This is a genomic window from Ruegeria arenilitoris, assembly GCF_013035315.1.
GTDB lineage: Bacteria > Pseudomonadota > Alphaproteobacteria > Rhodobacterales > Rhodobacteraceae > Ruegeria > Ruegeria arenilitoris_D.
Window position 1 is genome coordinate 318,007 of sequence record NZ_WQHP01000005.1, and the last position, 18,291, is coordinate 336,297.

General features: G+C 59.9%; 19 protein-coding genes. 10 read left to right on the forward strand and 9 right to left on the reverse strand.

Annotation, left to right across the window (positions count from 1 at the left end; genetic code table 11):
* Nucleotides 1-55: 55 nt before the first annotated feature.
* From GOV53_RS13415 to GOV53_RS13425, 3 genes are all read left to right on the forward strand, one after another.
* A complete protein-coding gene (locus tag GOV53_RS13415) occupies nt 56-2,974 on the forward strand; it encodes an error-prone DNA polymerase (RefSeq protein WP_170467397.1) in 2,919 nt (972 codons plus the stop codon).
* 48 nt (nt 2,975-3,022) lie between these two features.
* Complete coding sequence (locus GOV53_RS13420; protein ID WP_170467399.1) at nt 3,023-3,436, forward strand: group III truncated hemoglobin; 414 nt, start codon at nt 3,023-3,025, stop codon at nt 3,434-3,436.
* 147 nt (nt 3,437-3,583) lie between these two features.
* The gene (locus GOV53_RS13425; RefSeq protein WP_170467401.1) at nt 3,584-4,534 is read left to right on the forward strand and encodes a DMT family transporter; all 951 of its coding nucleotides are present in this window, start codon (nt 3,584-3,586) and stop codon (nt 4,532-4,534) included.
* Between the two features lie 7 nt (nt 4,535-4,541).
* Here the strand turns inward: GOV53_RS13425 and GOV53_RS13430 are convergent, their stop codons facing one another.
* Nucleotides 4,542-5,276, reverse strand: a complete 735-nt coding sequence (locus tag GOV53_RS13430) for an NYN domain-containing protein (RefSeq protein WP_170467403.1) — start codon at nt 5,274-5,276, stop codon at nt 4,542-4,544.
* A 90-nt stretch (nt 5,277-5,366) separates the two neighbouring features.
* Nucleotides 5,367-6,479, reverse strand: a complete 1,113-nt coding sequence (locus tag GOV53_RS13435) for an S-(hydroxymethyl)glutathione dehydrogenase/class III alcohol dehydrogenase (protein ID WP_170467405.1) — start codon at nt 6,477-6,479, stop codon at nt 5,367-5,369.
* 129 nt (nt 6,480-6,608) lie between these two features.
* Between GOV53_RS13435 and GOV53_RS13440 the strand changes: the two genes are divergently transcribed.
* Together GOV53_RS13440 and GOV53_RS13445 are read left to right on the forward strand one after the other, a co-directional pair.
* Complete coding sequence (locus tag GOV53_RS13440; RefSeq protein WP_170425974.1) at nt 6,609-6,896, forward strand: I78 family peptidase inhibitor; 288 nt, start codon at nt 6,609-6,611, stop codon at nt 6,894-6,896.
* Between the two features lie 61 nt (nt 6,897-6,957).
* Nucleotides 6,958-8,610 carry a DNA polymerase Y family protein gene (locus GOV53_RS13445; RefSeq protein WP_170467407.1) on the forward strand — a complete coding sequence of 551 codons (1,653 nt, stop codon included), beginning with the start codon at nt 6,958-6,960 and terminating at the stop codon, nt 8,608-8,610.
* Between the two features lie 16 nt (nt 8,611-8,626).
* Here GOV53_RS13445 and GOV53_RS13450 read toward each other — a convergent pair whose 3' ends face one another.
* Nucleotides 8,627-9,352, reverse strand: a complete 726-nt coding sequence (locus GOV53_RS13450; protein WP_170467409.1) for an SDR family NAD(P)-dependent oxidoreductase — start codon at nt 9,350-9,352, stop codon at nt 8,627-8,629.
* A gap of 228 nt (nt 9,353-9,580) precedes the next feature.
* Here GOV53_RS13450 and GOV53_RS13455 point away from each other — a divergent pair, with 228 nt between their 5' ends.
* Genes GOV53_RS13455 through GOV53_RS13475 form a run of 5 tightly spaced genes read left to right on the forward strand, consistent with a single transcriptional unit; the run spans nt 9,581 to nt 13,787 of the window.
* Nucleotides 9,581-10,912 (forward strand): NAD(P)/FAD-dependent oxidoreductase, encoded by a 1,332-nt coding sequence (locus tag GOV53_RS13455; RefSeq protein WP_170467411.1) that lies wholly within the window; start codon nt 9,581-9,583, stop codon nt 10,910-10,912.
* Nucleotides 10,866-11,411, forward strand: coding sequence for a hypothetical protein (locus GOV53_RS13460; protein ID WP_170467412.1), 546 nt, complete (start codon nt 10,866-10,868; stop codon nt 11,409-11,411). The genes GOV53_RS13455 and GOV53_RS13460 overlap by 47 nt, the downstream gene beginning before the upstream one ends.
* Complete coding sequence (locus tag GOV53_RS13465; protein WP_170467414.1) at nt 11,411-12,634, forward strand: MFS transporter; 1,224 nt, start codon at nt 11,411-11,413, stop codon at nt 12,632-12,634. Before GOV53_RS13460 ends, GOV53_RS13465 begins: the two co-directional genes overlap by 1 nt.
* Nucleotides 12,631-13,248 carry a DUF3833 domain-containing protein gene (locus GOV53_RS13470; protein ID WP_170467416.1) on the forward strand — a complete coding sequence of 206 codons (618 nt, stop codon included), beginning with the start codon at nt 12,631-12,633 and terminating at the stop codon, nt 13,246-13,248. The genes GOV53_RS13465 and GOV53_RS13470 overlap by 4 nt, the downstream gene beginning before the upstream one ends.
* Complete coding sequence (locus GOV53_RS13475; protein WP_170467418.1) at nt 13,245-13,787, forward strand: DUF3833 domain-containing protein; 543 nt, start codon at nt 13,245-13,247, stop codon at nt 13,785-13,787. The genes GOV53_RS13470 and GOV53_RS13475 overlap by 4 nt, the downstream gene beginning before the upstream one ends.
* A gap of 51 nt (nt 13,788-13,838) precedes the next feature.
* On the opposite strand, the gene GOV53_RS13480 is transcribed toward GOV53_RS13475, so the two are convergent.
* From GOV53_RS13480 to GOV53_RS13505, 6 genes are all read right to left on the reverse strand, one after another.
* Complete coding sequence (locus GOV53_RS13480) at nt 13,839-14,852, reverse strand: porin (RefSeq protein ID WP_170467419.1); 1,014 nt, start codon at nt 14,850-14,852, stop codon at nt 13,839-13,841.
* Between the two features lie 379 nt (nt 14,853-15,231).
* Entirely contained in the window at nt 15,232-16,374 is a 1,143-nt protein-coding gene (locus GOV53_RS13485) for an energy transducer TonB family protein (protein ID WP_170467421.1), read from the reverse strand.
* Nucleotides 16,371-16,748: an ExbD/TolR family protein gene (locus tag GOV53_RS13490; protein ID WP_170467423.1), complete on the reverse strand. Its 378-nt coding sequence runs from the start codon at nt 16,746-16,748 to the stop codon at nt 16,371-16,373. The genes GOV53_RS13485 and GOV53_RS13490 overlap by 4 nt, the downstream gene beginning before the upstream one ends.
* Entirely contained in the window at nt 16,745-17,110 is a 366-nt protein-coding gene (locus tag GOV53_RS13495) for an ExbD/TolR family protein (RefSeq protein ID WP_254439283.1), read from the reverse strand. Before GOV53_RS13495 ends, GOV53_RS13490 begins: the two co-directional genes overlap by 4 nt.
* Nucleotides 17,103-17,768, reverse strand: a complete 666-nt coding sequence (locus GOV53_RS13500; RefSeq protein ID WP_170467425.1) for a MotA/TolQ/ExbB proton channel family protein — start codon at nt 17,766-17,768, stop codon at nt 17,103-17,105. Before GOV53_RS13500 ends, GOV53_RS13495 begins: the two co-directional genes overlap by 8 nt.
* Nucleotides 17,765-18,193 (reverse strand): hypothetical protein, encoded by a 429-nt coding sequence (locus GOV53_RS13505; protein WP_254439284.1) that lies wholly within the window; start codon nt 18,191-18,193, stop codon nt 17,765-17,767. Before GOV53_RS13505 ends, GOV53_RS13500 begins: the two co-directional genes overlap by 4 nt.
* Nucleotides 18,194-18,291 lie beyond the last annotated feature (98 nt).

Consider the following 18,291-nt stretch of genomic DNA (forward strand, 5'->3'; position numbering starts at 1 on the left):
TTCCTGCGCAAAGGACTCGAAAAAGAACAAAACGTGAATATAATATAGAATCGCCATGTATGCCGAGCTGTCGATCACGTCGAACTTCACCTTCCTCACCGGGGCGTCCCACCCCGAGGAGTACATGGAGCGTGCCGTAACCCTCGGCCTGCCTGCCATCGCGATTGCCGATGACAACTCGGTCGCCGGGATCGTCCGCGCTCATACACAAGGGCGCGAGATCGCCCGCAAGGTACGCGAACGGCTCGAGTGGGAGGGGCAGAACACATCCATCGGCCCACCTTGCCCTGACCACATCGCGAAACCGCCGTCCTATCCGATCCATGCGGTCCCTCGTCTGATCCCGGCGGCGCGGCTAATCTTTACCGACGCGCCCACCGTCACCGCCCTGCCTCTGAACCGACAGGGCTGGGGCAATCTGTGCCGTATCCTGTCAGCGGGCCGCCTGCGGGCCGAGAAAGGCGATTGCATCCTGCACCTGTCCGACCTGATGGAGTTCGCCGACGGCCTCCACCTGCTCCTCTGGCCACACGCGGACCGGTCCCAGGGCGGCGCGAGCGCGTGGCGAACACAAGCGCAACAGGTGACGCGCCGCTTTGCCGGGCGAATACATCTGTTGATGTATCCCCGCTATGACGGCGCAGATAACACGTATTTCTCTTTGTTAGAAACTGAATCAAAACAACTCGGCATCCCCACCCTCGCCAGCGCCACGCCAATGATGCACCACGGTGCACGCCGCAAACTGGCCGATGTGGTGACCGCCATCCGCCTGCGCCGAAAAGTGGATGATCTGGGTCGCGAGGCATTGGCCAATGGCGAGCAACGTCTGCGGTCCGAGACCGAGATGCTGCGCATCTTCAAAGGCCATGAGGGGGCCGTCACCCGCGCGCATGCGCTCAGCGAAGAACTCACCTTTTCGCTCGACGAGTTACGCTATGAATATCCCAGCGAGGGTAGCGAGCAGGAAACCCCAACCCAACGCCTGCACCGACTTGCGCATGAAGGGCTGAAATGGCGTTACCCCGCAGGCGCGTCGGAAAAGGCCAAGAAGATGCTGGCGCATGAGCTCACCCTGATCGGCAAGCTCAAATACGAACCCTATTTCCTGACGGTCCGCGACATCGTCAAATTCGCCCGGTCCCGCGATATCCTGTGCCAGGGACGCGGGTCAGCGGCAAATTCAGTCGTCTGTTTTTGTCTCGGCATCACCGAGGTCAGCCCCGAACTGGGCACAATGGTCTTCGAGCGCTTCGTCTCGGAAGCCCGCGATGAGCCGCCCGATATCGACGTGGATTTCGAACACGAACGCCGCGAAGAGGTGATCCAGCATATCTACGACCGCTATGGCCGCGAACGCGCGGGTCTCTGCGCCACGGTCGTGCACTATCGCGGCAAGCGCGCCATTCGCGAGGTCGGGCGCGCGATGGGTCTGACCGAGGACACAATCTCGGCGCTGTCCTCGCAACTCTGGGGGTTCTTCTCGACCGTCGGGCTCGAGGCGCACCGGATGCGCGAGATTGGCCTCGACCCCGAGGATCGCCGCCTGAAACAGACTCTATCATTGGTCTATGAGATCGACGGCTTCCCCCGCCACCTCTCGCAGCATGTGGGTGGTTTCATCATCACCGAGGGGCGTTTGGACGAACTTGTCCCCATCGAAAACGCCACGATGGAAGATCGCACGGTCATCTGCTGGGACAAGGATGACATCGACTCGCTTGGTATCCTCAAGGTCGATGTCCTCAGCCTTGGGATGCTCACCTGCATCCGCAAGGCGTTCGACCTGATCAGCCAGCACCACCAGACCGGCTATACGCTGGCCACCCTGCCGCCCGAAGACCCGGCGGTCTATGACATGCTCTGCAAAGCGGACTCGGTCGGCGTGTTTCAGGTGGAATCACGTGCACAGATGAACTTCCTCCCCCGGATGCGGCCGCGCAATTTCTACGATCTGGTGATCGAGGTCGCCATCATCCGCCCCGGCCCCATTCAGGGCGACATGGTCCACCCCTATATCCGCCGCCGCAACGGAGAGGAGGAGGTCAGCTTCCCCTCGGACGAGTTGGGCGAGGTCCTGGGTAAAACGCTGGGCGTGCCGCTGTTTCAGGAACAGGCGATGCAGATCGCCATTGTCGGCGCGGGCTTCACCCCGGAACAGGCCGACCGGCTGCGGCGGTCTCTGGCGACCTTCAAGAAACATGGGTCCGTGAGCGAATTCCGCGCCCTGTTCCTGCGCGGCATGAAGCGCAACGGCTATGACGACGGTTTTGCCGAGCGCTGTTTCTCGCAAATCGAAGGTTTCGGCTCTTATGGCTTCCCCGAAAGCCACGCGGCCAGCTTTGCGCTGCTGGTCTATGCCTCGGCGTGGATCAAATGCCACCATCCCGGCATCTTTGCCTGCGCCCTGCTGAACTCACAGCCGATGGGGTTCTATGCGCCTGCCCAGATCGTGCGCGATGCACGCGAACACGGCGTTCAGGTGCGCCCGGTCTGCATCAATGCAAGCTTCTGGGACAATGTGATGGAGCCTGATGGCCATGGCGGACTAGCCCTGCGGCTGGGGTTTCGCCAGATCAAGGGTCTTAGCGAAGAAGACGCTAGCTGGCTGACCGCCGCGCGCGGTAACGGCTACCATCAGGTCGATGACGTCTGGCGTCGAGCAGGCCTTGGCCCTTCGGTGATCGAACGGCTGGCCGAGGCCGACGCCTTTGCCGCCTGCGACCTGACCCGGCGCGAGGCGCTATGGCAGGCCAAGGCGATTGCCACTGCAAAACCTCTGCCTCTGTTCTCGCAGGATCTGGAGGGTGAGGTGCTGGATGAACCCGAGGCCTATCTGCCGCAGATGACATTGGGCGAACAGGTGGTCGAGGATTACGTCGCCACCCGCCTCAGCCTGCGGGCTCATCCGGTGGCCTTACTGCGGCATATCCTGACGCCAGACCCGCGCGACAAAACCACGCCTGTTGCCTGACGCCTGAAACGGTTATCCGCCCGATACAGAGTCGAAATCGGACCAAAAATGACCAGACCCACATTGCCGCCGCGCTTTCCTGCAACGCCAGATCAGATCAACGCGCAGGTCCGCGCCTTTTATGCCCGCGTGCGCGAGGACGCAGTGCTGGGTCCTGTGTTCAACAAACACGTCACCGACTGGCCCGCGCACGAGGAAAAGATCGCTGCTTTCTGGCGCAATGCGATCCTGTTCGAACGCAGCTATGACGGCAATCCACAGCGGACCCATATCGAACGGCCGGACGTACAGCCCGAAATGTTCGCCCATTGGCTGGACTTGTTTGAAGAGGTCGCGGCCCAAACGCTGCCCCCGGACACCGCAACCCCATGGGTCGCTCTGGCACGGCGCATCGGCGTAGGCATGAAGGCCGGGGTGCAATCAGCGCGCCAACCCAAGGATGCGCCCCCGATCCTGCGATGACAAGCGGTCATAGCAGCCATGCGATGTTAGCGGTAAATTAGGGGCTATGCGCGCCGCCAAAATGGGTTTACTCAAGGGCAAGCCAGCCGCAGCACCCGCGATGTGGTGGCGCATCACAACACCGATACATCACCCGAGGCCGCACCGATGAGCACTCAGAACTCCACCCTCCGGGGACTTGGCTATGCGTTTGTGGGCTTTGCTGTCTTTGCCAGCCACGATGCGCTGATCAAGGCGCTGGGTGCCACCTATTCGGTGATGCAGATCATCTTTTTCGCCACGCTGTTTTCCTTTGTGCCCATGGCCGTGTCCATGCTGGCCGACCGGACTCCCAGCAATTTCCGCCCGCATCACCCGTGGCTGGTAATGCTGCGCTCGGCCCTTGTGGTGACGGCCATGTCCTGTGCGTTCTACGCATTTTCAGTCCTGCCCCTGGCCGAGGTCTATTCGCTGCTGTTCTCGTTCCCCCTGATCGTCACCGTCCTGTCGATCCCGATTCTAGGAGAGGTCGTGCGCGCCCAGCGTTGGGCCGCAGTGGGCGTTGGCTTGATCGGCGTCCTGATCGTTCTGCGCCCCGGCGCGACCGAGATCACGCTGGGCCATCTGGCCGCGCTGACGGCCGCATTCTGCAGCGCCTTCGGATCGGTTCTGGTGCGCAAAATCGGGAACGAGGAGCGCTCCGCCGTCCTGATCCTTTATCCGATGCTTCTGGCCATCGTCGTCATGAGCGCCGCTCAACCCGCCGTGTATCAGGCCCCGTCCCTACTGCATCTGGCGATGATGGCGCTGGTCGGCCTGTTTTCCGTGATCGCTCAGCACCTGATCATTCTGGCCTATCGCGCTGCGCCTGCGGGAGTTGTAGCCCCCAGCCAGTACAGCCAGATCATCTGGGCCACGATCTTTGGCATGGTCTTCTTTGGCGAACGCCCGGACATCTGGGTCGCGGTAGGTGCCAGTATAATTATCGCGTCTGGCGTGTTCGTCGTCTGGCGGGAAAGCCGGACAGATGTGTCGTCGAATAAACCGGTTCTCAAAGTGCGGTCTCCGCGCGCAGATACGGGTGCTTCGGCACGACCCACGCGAAACCCATCAGAGTAACCGGTGCCTATTTGGCGTCCTTGCATCGGATTTTAAGGCCGCCATTTTCACCGTTTTCGTCAAACCGGTCGATGGCTCGAACCAGATCGCTTAGCCGCTTCTGACCATATGTACGCGCGTCAAAGTCTGGGTAGATTTTCCCAGTTTGGCTGCCGACATAGGCTAGAGGCACCCAACCATCTGGCTCGCTCGTGTCCAATACAACGTTGCGAATAAGTTGATACGCGTGATTGAGCCTCTGCCTGTGACCGGCCGAATCTGAGTTAGGTGACTTTTGCGCCTTATTGGCCTCTTTTTGAATATTTTCTATGTAAATAAAACGGTTACAGGCTGCGACAAAGGCCTTTGGGGCTTTGCGCTCTCCGATCCCGACTACTTCCAACCCATGCTCACGAATGCGGCTGGCCAAACGGGTGAAATCACTGTCCGACGAAACCAACACAAAGCCATCGCACCGTCCGGAATGCAGGATGTCCATCGCATCGATAACCAGTGCGATGTCACTGGCGTTTTTACCTTTGGTGTTGGCGAATTGCTGCTGCGGAACGATGGCGTAAGCCGCCAAGTCGTCCGCACTCCAGTTTTGCGACGCGTCGCCTGAGAAATCTCCGTAAACGCGCCGCAAGCTGGCTTCTCCGAGTTTGGCTATCTCTTCAAAAATCTCAGCTATGTGCTTCGCAGATACATTGTCTGCGTCTATCAAAACCGCCAATCGACCTGTTGCTTTCGAAGACAAAACCATCCCTCAATACGAAAAAATCGGGTATTTTTTCCTGAATATAGAAACAAAAAGGCGAGCAGAAGCCCGCCCTTTCAAGCTGAAATGCGTGGGTCAGTAAACAACCACAGACCGGATGCTCTCACCCTTATGCATCAGGTCGAACCCGTGGTTGATATCGTCTAGGCCCATGGTGTGGGTAATCATCGGGTCGATCTCGATCTTACCTTCCATGTACCAGTCGACGATCTTGGGCACATCCGTCCGACCACGCGCGCCGCCGAAGGCCGTCCCGCGCCATGACCGGCCGGTGACCAATTGGAATGGACGGGTCGAGATTTCGGCACCGGCTGGCGCCACGCCGATGATGATCGACTCGCCCCAGCCCTTATGCGCCGATTCCAGCGCGTCGCGCATCACGCCGACATTGCCCGTGGCGTCAAAGGTATAATCCGCGCCTCCCTTGGTCAGATTGACCAGGTAAGGAACTAGATCGCCTTCGACCTCTTTGGGGTTCACGAAATCGGTCATACCGAATTTGGTGGCCATTTCCACTTTGGCGGGGTTCAGATCGACGCCGACGATCTGGTCCGCTCCGGCCAGACGCAGACCTTGAATAACGTTCAGACCAATACCACCCAGACCGAAGACAATGGCCCGGCTGCCGATTTCCACCTTGGCAGTGTTGATCACTGCGCCAATACCGGTGGTCACACCACAGCCGATATAGCATATCTTGTCGAACGGCGCGTCGTCACGCACTTTGGCCAGCGCGATTTCAGGCAGAACCGTGTGGTTCGAGAAGGTCGAGCAACCCATGTAGTGCAGGATCGGATCGCCATCCAAGGTCGAGAACCGAGATGTGCCGTCAGGCATCAGGCCTTTGCCCTGCGTTTCACGGATCGCCTGACACAAGTTGGTCTTGGGGTGCAGACAGTATTCACACTCGCGACATTCCGGCGTGTAGAGCGGGATCACGTGATCGCCGGGCTTCAGGCTGGTCACGCCGGGGCCAACCTCGACCACGACACCTGCGCCTTCGTGCCCCAAAATGGCCGGAAACAAGCCTTCGGGGTCAGCACCTGACAGGGTGAATTCATCGGTGTGGCAGATGCCGGTTGCCTTGATCTCGACCAGAACCTCGCCCGCCTTGGGGCCTTCGAGGTTCACATCCATCACTTCCAAAGGTTTGCCCGCCTGAACGGCGACGGCGGCACGGGTACGCATGATCGTTGTCTCCCTGTCCTGTTTGCCCGACCCTGCGTCAATTGCAGGGCGTTTTCAACTGCGCTTTGGTGACAGGTTGGTTAATTATTTGATATTGCAGTAACGACGTTGTCAGAAGGAGAAACGCCAATGTTCCGATTTATTCCCGCCCTGGCCCTGCTGGCAGCCTGCGCCGAGACAACCGCGCCGGTCGAGACTCTGGCATCGACGGACGCCGCTCCGGTCGATCTGGCCTTTTGTCAGGGCGAAGCTTTTGCCGACTCCATTGGTCAGCCCGTTTCGACCATCCAGGCCCAGCTGCCCGAACGGTCGCGCGTTCTGGGGCCCGATGACATCGCCACACAAGATTACCGCATCGACCGCCTGAACGTTTATGTAACCGGGTCGGGGAACATTCAGCGCCTGACCTGCGGGTAAGCGTGGACTCGGGGCGTGATTCTCAAGTAAGAACAAAATGGGAACATTTTGATGTCTGCCGATGCCAAAACGCCGAATTCTGTCTTTGTGGTTCCCCCGTCTGGGGGCTGAACGGCTGATCCGCGCCGCGCGGGGGCTGCATGCAGGCCCTTTGGCTGTTGTGGCCGAACAGTCGAACATGCAAGTCATCACCTCATTGAATACTGAGGCACAGGCCGCCGGGCTGCGTGTGGGTCAGCCTGTGCGCGACGCCCATGCCATGTGCGCAACCCTGATCACACGCCACCGCAATGCCCCGGCCGAGGCCGCCTTTCTGACCGCATTGCGCCGCTGGGCGGGCAAGTTCAGCCCCTGGGTCGCCGAAGAGGCCCCGGATGGGCTGGTCGTCGACCTGTCGGGCTGTGCGCACCTGTTCGGTGGGGAAGAAGCGCTGCTGAGCGTGATCGAGACCGACTGCGCCGATATGGGGCTAAGCGTGCAGATGGGAATTGCCGACACGCTGGGCGCGGCCTGGGCGCTGGCGCGCTATGCGGGGCAAGAGGCGACGTCTGACCGCAACGGCGACGCAATCAGCCAAGAGGCGCGCGCCACCCGTGCCCGGGCCACCAAGCGGCGGCACTGGACCAAAGGGGGGGCTGCGCCACAAGTGATGGCTTTGGGCGGTGGCGCGCGTATCGCGGCACCGGGGCAGTCCTATGGCGCGCTCAGCCCCCTGCCCATCGCGGCGCTGCGGCTTGAGGATCAGGTCGTCGCGCAGTTGAACCGTCTGGGCCTGCGCCGCATTGGCGATCTGCTGGGACAACCGCGTGCGTCACTGGCCCGCCGTTTCGGACGTGGGCTGGTGCTGCGGCTGGATCAGGCGATGGGCAGCGCGCCCGAGCCGGTCTCACCCGCCCGTCCGCCGCACAACTTTGCAGTACGGATGACCCTGCCCAACCCGATTGGACTGACCGAAGATGTGATGGCCGCCATCGACCGGGTACTGCCAACACTCTGCGCCAAACTGGAAGAGAAAGGGCGCGGCGTGCGAACTTTGCGGCTTGAGGCGCATCGCGCCGATCAAGCAGCCGAGGTCATCGAGGTCGGCCTGGCTCGTCCAACCTATGACAAATACCGCATTCGGCCTTTGTTAGAGATGAAAATTGACAAAATCGATGCAGGCTATGGCATCGATATGATACGGCTTGAGGCCGTGCAAACCGAACCCATCCACGCCCGCACCTTAGCCGGTCATGCCGAGGCCCGCCGCGTCGCCCGCGAGCGGTTAGAGGGCAATACCGCCGTCGAAGACCTGATCGGCAAGCTGGGCGCGCGGGTCGGACTGGACGTCATCACGCGTCGCCACCCGGCGGCCTCGCATATCCCCGAGAAAACGGCGCAGACGCTGGCGGCGGCGTGGTCGGAACCGGCCCGCGACTGGCCTGCTCCGCCGCGCCCGCGCCCTTTGCAGATGTGGCAGCCCGAACCTGTGATGGCCCCCGAAACCCCGGATGTACCCGCCGCCTTTCGCTGGCGGGGGCGCGACTGGCAACTGGCGCAGGCCACCGGCCCGGAACGCATCGCGCCCGAATGGTGGCTGGATGATCCCAACTGGCGCAGCGGCGTGCGCGATTACTGGGTGGTGGTGACGGAACAGGGCGAGCGGCTATGGCTGTTCTACGGCCACGGCGGCACCATGTCGGCTGGTTGGTTCTGTCAGGGGCAGTTTGGTTAGAACACCTGATTAGAGTCTATTTTCCGCGGTAAATCACCCAATCCGGCAGGTAGTCCAGCAATCGGATCACCCAAGAAAACGGTGCTGGGAAATCGGTCCGGAACTGTCGTCGCGACATCGCCTTGATCACCCGAACCGCCGCATCCTCGGGCGTCATCAGCATGGGCATCTTGAAGTTGTTCTTCTCGGTCAGCCGGGTCTTGATGAAGCCGGGATTGACGATCCGCACCGTTACACCTGTACCGGCCAGATCGAAGCGCATCGTCTCAGCCAACGAGACCAGCGCTGCCTTACTGGCCGCATAGCCCACCGCGGCGGGCAGACCACGATAGCCGGACAGTGACCCGATCAACGTGATATCCCCGCGACCGGCGCTGACAAGGCCAGGCACGACCTCACCCAGCACCCGCAGCGCACCCAGATAATTCGCGTCGGTCATCGACAAGACAGTCTCGGTATCCCAATCGGCCGTTTTCATCGGCTCATAGGCACCAGCGTTATAGACCAGCCCGTCCACCTCTCCGACCTCTGCCACCGCCCGGCGCACAGCGTCCAGATCAGTGACGTCAAAGGGGACGGCACGCGTGTTCGGCAATGCTTCGCAGATTTCTGCCAACCGCGCTGCATTGCGCGCCGACAGCACCAGATTGGCCCCCTGACGGCTGAGCGCCTCGGCCAGACACCGGCCCAAGCCTTCGCTGGCACCGATGATCCAATAGGTTTTTCCGTCAAAACTGCTCATGCGCGGGGTATCCGGGACGCCGGGTATAGCAAACCGGCTTTGGTTTCGTTTTCCTTGAAAGGTTCTGGATGTTTTACGGACCGGGTGCTCAGCTGGATCATGTCATCGCAACATTAAACTCGGGTCAGCCTAAACCAGCTAGAGCAATGAAAAAAATAATCAAACGTGATTGATCCGCATTCGGCCTTGCTGCGTAATCCTTGTAAAATGTCGCACTAAGAGGATCACATGTTCGACGAACCGCGGGGCGTACGCAAGAAAATCGCAATTGTAGGTGCAGGCATTTCAGGTCTATCCGCAGCTTACTACCTATCCGAAGACAACGATGTCACGGTCTATGAGGCTGAACCACGGCTGGGCGGCCACGCCCGGACGGTGATGGCGGGCAAGAATGGCGATCAACCGGTCGATACCGGGTTTATCGTGTTCAACTATGCCACCTACCCAAACCTGACCAAGCTGTTCGACGAACTGAACGTTCCCGTCATCAAAAGCGAAATGAGCTTTGGCGCCACGATCGACGATGGTCGCCTTGAATACGGCCTGAACAATCTGCGCACCCTGACAGCGCAGAAACGCAATCTGATGCGTCCGGCCTATTACAAAATGATTTCGGACATCCTGCGCTTTGGCAAAGAGGCCCCGCAGGCCGCCCAAGACGACGAAACCACAATCGGTGAGCTGATCGACCAGCTTCGTCTGGGCCATTGGTTCCGCCACAACTATCTCATGCCGATGTGCGGCGCGATCTGGTCCACTCCGGTCGAGTTCATCGACCGTTTCCCGGCACGATCACTGGTGCAGTTTTTCCAGAACCACGCTTTGCTGGCCGGAGATCGTTCAAAGCAACATCAATGGTGGACGGTCAAAGGCGGCAGCATCGAATATGTCCGCCGGATCGAGGCCGCTTTGCGCGCCCGCGGGTGTGAAATTCGCGTGGCCTCTCCGGTTCAACACATTCACCGGGACAATCTGGGCGTCACCGTCCACAGCGAGGGTCAGGCGGATCTGTATGACGAGATCATTCTGGCAACCCACTCAGACCAGACGCTGGCCATTCTGGGCGACAGCGCCACGGACGAGGAAAAAGCCGCCCTTGGTGCCATCAAGTACCAACCCAACAAGGCCGTATTGCATTGCGATCCGGGCCAGATGCCGAAACGGCGGGCCTGCTGGTCCAGCTGGACCTATCGTTCGCAGGCCGGAAACGTTGGTGTGACCTACTGGATGAACCGCCTGCAGAACATTCCGGACAGTGATCCGATGTTTGTGACGCTGAACACTCAGGCCCAGATTTCGGAAGACAAAATCTACGACGAGATCGAATTCGCGCATCCGGTGTTCGATCACGCTGCCCTGAAGGCACAGGGTCAAATCCGCGGGATGCAGGGACAGAACAACACCTGGTTTGCCGGTGCATACAACCGGCATGGTTTTCACGAAGACGGGATTGCCAGCGCGATGCATGTTGTCGAGCGGTTGAAGGGCACCCCGCAAACCATCGGAGCTGACAATGGCAATCTTGCAAAAGACCCGGCCATCCCTGTCCCGGCCGAATAACCCTTTGTGGCGCGCAGCGCTGTTGACTATGATGCTGCTGGCCCCCGGTGGGCTTGCTGCATCCACGGTGGCGGCGCAACTGCCGAACGCCGAACTGCGTGGAACCGCAACGTTCCGCTATCTGGGACTGCCGGTCTATGACGCCAAGCTTTACACGCCCGGCGGCGCACCATTCAGCTGGAGCGAAGACTTTGGCCTGCAGCTGACCTACCGGCGCAACATCAAACAGAAAGCACTGGTTGAATCGACGCTGGATGAGATGACACGACAGGGCAACAGCGGAATGACGCAGGCGCAGCTGGAGACGTGCTTTCAGGCTGTAAGCAAAGGTGACAGCTATCTTGCGGTATCCGAAGGGCCGAACAAGGTCGGCTTCTGGCGTAACGGGCGCAAGACCTGCACCCTGTCGAGCCCCGGGGTCAAAAAGACGTTCATGTCGATCTTTCTTGGCGACAATACCAGATCCGCAAGCTTTACTCGGCAGTTAAAGGGCCAGTGATGCTGTATCCACGGGTCAGCCTCTATGCGCTGATGCTCGCGGCGGCGGGTATTCCGCTGTATATCCACCTGCCGCGTTTTGCAGCGGTCAACCTAGGGATCAGCCTTGGGGTGATCGGCACCGCGTTGTTGGTGATCCGGCTGGTGGACCTGGTGCAAGACCCGTTGATTGGTTGGGCGATCGACCGCTGGCCAGGTGGCCAGTTGTTGTTCGCTGCGCTTGCCGCGCTGGGTCTGGCGGTGGGCTTTCCGCTGCTCTTTGCCTTGCCCGAAGGTGCAAGTGTAACCTCGCTGATCCTGATCCTGATCCTGCTGTTCTCTGCCTACAGCCTTGGGACCATCCTGCTATACGGCCGCAGCGCCACGCTGGCCAAAAAGGCTGACGCCAAAGAGCTGATGACACTGGCGGCGTTCCGAGAAGGCGGCCAGTTGGCGGGCGTTGTCATTGCCGCCAGCGCCCCGGCATTGTTCGTGGTCTTAGGGGCGGGTGCACAAGGATACCCCGCATTCGGGCTGTTCCTGGGCGTTCTGTCCGTCGTGACCATTACACTGACCTTTCCAATGTGGCGGCGCACGCCGATCACCGGTGACGGTTTGTCCTTTGCCGGGTTAGGGCAAGCCGGGGCGCTGCGCCTACTGGCCCTGGCGTTGGTGAACAGCCTACCGGTTGCCATCACGTCGACTCTGTTTCTGTTTTTCGTCGAAGATCGCCTGCAGTTGCCCGGAAAAGCCGGTCCGTTGCTGATCCTGTTCTTCCTCAGTGCGGGGGCCTCCGTGCCGCTTTGGGCGCGTCTCAGCAATCGAATTGGCCCGAAACAGACTCTGATCATCGCGATGCCCCTGTCGATCGCCAGCTTCATCGGCGCTGCGATGCTGCCCGCGGGCGAGCTGTTGGGCTTTGCCCTGATCTGCCTTGCATCCGGCGCGGCATTAGGGGCTGATATGGTGGTTTTGCCCGCCATGTTCTCGGTCGTTTTGACCCGCGCCGGCCTGAACGCCTCGGCCGCGTTTGGGTTTTGGTCTTTTGCCGGCAAACTGGGCCTCGCGCTCGCTGCCTTTTTCACTCTGCCCCTGCTGGAGCGCAGCGGGTTCACACCCGGTCAGACAAACTCTGCACAAGCCCTGGACACACTCAACCTGGCTTATGCGGTGCTGCCCTGCATCCTGAAACTCGGCGCGTTTGGCATGGTCCTGACGCTGCCAACGGAGGTCTCAGCCAAATGAAAACGCTTGTTGTAATACTGCTCGCTGTCCTTGCCGTATTTGTGGCCAAGAACAGGTTTCTGAGCTTTCGCTCGCAATCCCCGTCCGATTATACCGGCACCGGGCCCGCGTTTAAGATGAAAGAAGCCCTGAACGGAGAGATCCTGTCCGAGGGCTTGATCTATGGGCCAAACGGAAAGATGTCGAACAGCTTCGTCGCCCGTATGGTGGGCGAATGGGACGGTAACACCGGTACACTGGCCGAATACTTCACCTACTCCAACGGCAAACAGATGACCCGTAAATGGTACCTGACACTGGGCGCCGGCAATACGTTCACCGCAACGGCGGACGACATCGTTGGCGAAGGCAAAGGCACAATATCGGGATCGACCGTCAAGCTGACCTACCGCATCATCCTGCCCGAAGACGCGGGTGGCCATACTTTGGACGTCACGGACTGGATGTATCTCACTGAAAACGGCGTGATCATGAACAGATCCGAAATGCGCAAATTCGGCATCAAGGTCGCCGAACTGATCGCCACCATGCGTCCCGCGCCCGAGGTTCAAACCGCCCATGTCAGCGGCGCAAACGGGTACGATGCGGATGCCGAGCAAAGGCCGATCCAATGACGCGGCGTCGGTTCCTTATCGCGGGGCTTGGGATCGCAGGCCTTGCCGTTTTGACCGCTTGCTCGGCCAAGCCGCGCGTGCCCAAAACGTTCCTGTCAGACCGGCAATTGAACCTGGAAGAGTTCTTCGAAGGTAAAACCGTCGCCTATGGTCAGTTCCAGGATGTGTTGGGCAATGTCCCCCGCCGCTTTACGGTGGATATCGACGGCACATGGGATGGCAAAACACTGACCCTGGTCGAAGATTTTGTCTACGATGACGGCGCCACGGAACAGCGTATATGGACCCTGACCAAAACCGGCGAGGACACCTGGACTGGCACCGCCCCCGGTGTGCTGGGCACGGCCAGTGGCGTCGAGCGCGGCGATACGTTCAACTGGAAGTACAAGATTGACCTGCCGGTGAAAGAGGGGACCATGCGGGTCAACTTTGACGACTGGATGTGGCTCTTGGAAGATGACCGCCTGCTGAACCGCGCCTATGTCTCGCGCTTTGGAGTCCGGCTGGGCGAGGTCATTTTGTTCTTTGAAAAGAAATAAAAAAGGGCGGACCTCATGGCCCGCCCTTTGAACACTCAGGTTCAGGTCAACTTAGAAGTTGAACTGCGCACCAAAGTCAGCGCGGATGCGGCCGTCTGCATCACCCGTTTTGATTTCGCCGACACCACCGCGCAGCGATGCACCGCCGCCCAGATCGTAGATGACGCCGACACCGATGTTGCGCTCATCTTCGTCAGCCGAACCGTCACCGTAAGCAAACTGCAGGGTGGTAGCAGCGCCAAGGTTGTAGGCCAGCGACAGACCATATGCAGTGCCGTTCTCGGCAGCGTTCACAACGTCATCGTCCGCGACGAACAGAGTACCCGAGAAGTCGCCGAACTCGGCACCCAGGGTCAGAACGGTCAGCGACTGCTTTTCGCTGTTGCTGTTCACAGTTGCTTTGGTTTCACCATAGGCCAAAGCAGCGGTGATGTTGTTGAAGGTGTAAGTTGCGCTGACGTCCCAACGGTCGCCATCCTGCGGAACACCATCGACTGCGAAAGTCGCTTGGTCATACGACGCGCCAAAGGCGAAGTCGCCGACTGCGTACTGGAAGAACACAGCGTTGGCACCCGAACCGGTCGAGGTGTACTCGAGGAACTCGTAGTTCACGCCCGAATACTGACCCAGGAACTCTTCCAGACCGGGCTCGTTACCGAAGTAGTTTGCCAGGTTGTCGAAGGAACCAGCAACGTTGCCCGCGTCAACACGCAGACCACCGTAGATGACCGAGAAACGCGCACCGTTCAGACCGGCGCGTTCCTGCTCGCCGTTGCCGGAATTGTCGTCAGCCTGCAGGCGGACACGCGCCTGGAACTCAACGCCGCCATCAGTTTCGGCGGAGCCGTCGATGTTCAGGCGGAAACGCGAGACCAGAATGGTGTTGTCGGTATCAACCGTCGCGGTACCAGTTGTACCAGTCGCGGTGTCGATGTTTGTTACGGTGCCGGTACGGTCTTCTTGGTAGCCAATACCAAAACGGCCGTAACCGCTGAAACGGACGTCAGCTGCTGCAACGCTTGCGGTTGCGACCAGTGCCGTCGATGCAATGAGAAGTTTTTTCATGGTAAACCCATAAGTTTTGAGAGGAGTGCAGCCACCGAAGCGGCTGCGGGCCTATTCGGATAATTTCCGTGCGCCTGCAATGGTTTCGCCGAATTTCATTGGGATCACACTGATACTTGTGGCATCTTTGCAAATGCGGGAAAACAGCCGAAACCCAAATTCTCAAGCAATTTCGCGTATTTCGTAGTCAGCTGTATTTCATTACAAAGAATTGATCACAGAAATGCGACGACACCCATTTAAATGCCAAATTTTTTACATGTCGGCAATTGCGGCAAAAGGCAGCCTCGCTGCATGATCGGATTCACTTGTTGATTCAGGCGGAATTCCGCTCAAAGGCCTTATTTTTAAGCGTGAAATGGCGTATCGGGTATCCCGATCAGTTGCTTGTATAGAAGAAGGACAGCTTGCGGCTGACCCCCCCTGGCGGCAGCGGAAACGGCGATGCGGCCTGCACCTGCGCACGGGCGGCGCGGTCAACTTCGGCCGATCCGGAACTGTCCACGATATCAACCCAGGCCAGTGTTCCATCCGGGTTTATTTCGAAAAACACCTTTGCGAACCCGCGGGCAGATACAAAGACCACGGGGGCCCGGTTCAGATGGACCAGAACCTCACCAGCATAGTTGGTCGTGTCCGAGTTACCGGGTCCACGCCCGCCCGAACGGCTGCCGCTATTGCCGGATGTAAAAGCATCCAGCCCTTCACGTCTGTAGGCATAGAGCGGCGACTCGACCTCTTCGGACGGGAATTGCAGCGCGCTGAAATCCCGTGCGCCACCCTGCACGCCTCTGCGTTGAGCTGTCGGTTGGCGTTCGGGGCGTTGGGGCCGGATCGAAGAGGTCACCGCCAGCTCGGTCCCATCCGTCGCGGCTTCTGGCGCTGGTTCCGGCGACGCTTCGGGGCTCTCGGGGTCAATCGCCTCAGTTTCCAGCGGGACAACTGGAATTGCGGTTTCGGGCGAAGGTGCAACCGGCAAGGCTGCCAGCTCCTGCGGCTCGGGGGCCACCGGCTGAACCTCTGTTGCGACCTCGGGCTGGGTGACGTCCGCTTCAGGGGTTCCCTCAGGCAACTCCGTTACGGTTTCCGGCTCCTCCTCGGGGGTTTCTTCTGCCTCATCACTGGCAACGGCAGCGCCTTCGGAGGTGTTTTCAGTCTCTAACACTTCCGGTTCAACCGGTTCGGTGACCACCGGATCGACAACCTCGGCCTCGCCAAGGTCGGGCGCGGACACTCGCTCGGGGTTTTCCGAAGCCACAAGCGCCTCGCTGACCGGAATCTCGGGTTCTTCGGGTGGCGTTTCCAGCGGCGGTTCGGGCTCTTCGGCCGGTTCTGGCTCGACCGGGTCGGCTATAACCTCGGCCAGATCTTCGAACGTCGTGCTCAGTTCGACGGACTCACTCCCCGGTGAACCTGACAGATCGCTGGAAGATCGCGGGGCAGTAAAGCTCAACCCCATCAGGTGCAGGATCAGCGACACCAGAATGGCGATCGCCGCAATGAAGGCCGACCGCCGGATCATTCCAGAGCCTTCTCGGTCACGACAAGGACCGATGTGGCCCCCAAACGGCGAAACGCTCCAGTCACCTCAATGAGCCGAGGTCCTGGGGCATTCCGGTCGGGGACAATACGCACGGCTTCCGATCCACGGCCCTGCATATGGGTTTCGGGATCGGTTGGAGTGCCGCGAAAACTCAGCGTTCCATCCGCATGCAGGACCAGGGCGTCGGGCGGTTCTCGCCCCTCCAGATCGGCCGTTTTGACCAATTCGAGATCAGGATCCAGCGGCGGTGCCAGCGTGCCGGTCAGCAGAAAAAAGATCAGCATCAGAAACACGACATTGATCAGCGCAATCGTCGAGTCGCGTCTGCGTTTGGGCCGCCTATACCTGATCATTCCAGCACCAACACGCTAAGCCCTTCACGGCCGCGCAGCCGGACAAGCACGTCGATGACACGCTGAGCGGTCGTGTCCGGATCAAGGCTAATCAGCACCTGACCGGTTTCCAGCTGCGTCTCAAGATCGCTCAGGGACACCGGTTGCCCGTTCAGCACCAACCGCTCAGTTCCCAACTGCAAAAACAGCCGCTTGGTCGGCGTGTCCGAAGTGGCGCTGCCGCCAACCGCGTTGCTCAGCTCAATCTCGCCGTACTTCGAAAAGGTCGAGGACAGCATGAAGAACAGCAACAGCAGAAAGATCACGTCGATGAGCGGTGTCATCGACATCGGACGTCTGACAAAGGGTGCAGCGTTACGCATGTCCAGGCGCAGTCACCATCGCCCGGTTTTCATCGGCCTGCGGAACAGCCTGACCCGGCACCAGAATGGTACGCAGCGCCTTGTCCGCAAAAACCCGTTCGCGCGCGGTGCGGCTTTCAAACCAGGACAAGACCATCGAGGTCGGCATCGCTACGGCCAACCCCACAGCGGTTGTCATGAGCGCCACCCAGATCCCACCCGCCAGCAGCGAAGGATCAACGGACGATCCTGCTGATTGCAGGCTCTGAAACGCCTCGATCATCCCCAGAACAGTGCCGAACAGCCCGAGCAGAGGTGCAAGCTGGGCCACAGTGTCCAACAGACGGAACCCGCGTTCCAGACCGGCCAGCGCCAGACCGGCTTCGGCATCCAGCCGCTGATCCAAACCTGGTGTATCGGGTGCCTCCATCGCGACTTGAACCAGCGGGGCCAGATAGCTGCGGCTTTGGGCCAGACGCGCACGCGCAGTCGCGGCGTCGCCTGCATCCCAAGCGGCCAGCGCTTCGGACAAAACCCGGTGCCGTCCGACGCCGGATGCCGCAAACTGCCAGAACTTGTAGAGCGTGACTGACAAGGTCACCACCGACATTGCGATCAGGATGGCAACAACCGGCCCGCCCAGATCCAGAATTTCGCGCAAGGCGTCAAAGGGGCTCATCCGATCAACTCCACATCTGTACGACTTTGCAGTTTCAACCCGTCCTCGCAGATCGAACTGTCCTCACCGGCCACGGTGCAGGTGTTGGTGCCATTGATCAGCGCCCTGCCGACAGCGCTGCACGCCATGCCCGGCAAGTCGAACTGGCGCACCCGAAGCCGATCGGCGGGAAGATCACGGAAATTGAAAAGCGAAAAGCTGACAACACTGCCGGAGGCGTCAAAAATCACCGTCTCAAAGCTGGCTTCGTCAATGGCCGTCCCGGTTTGGTTTTCCACGACGAAGGTCAGTCGGCACGACGAGCCGACATCCTGAACCGTATTCAATTCAATCTGCAACCCGCCCGCCGCCTCAGATTGCGCGATGGCTACGACCGGCAAAGAGCAGAGTGACAAGGCAGCAAAAACTGGGCGGAGAAACAACATTGGCGCGCTCCCGTTTGTTCAACGCGGACATCAAGGGCCGGCGAAGCTCCGCTGGCGTGATTCAGACATAGCTAAGACCCAAACAGTGTTAAAGAGTA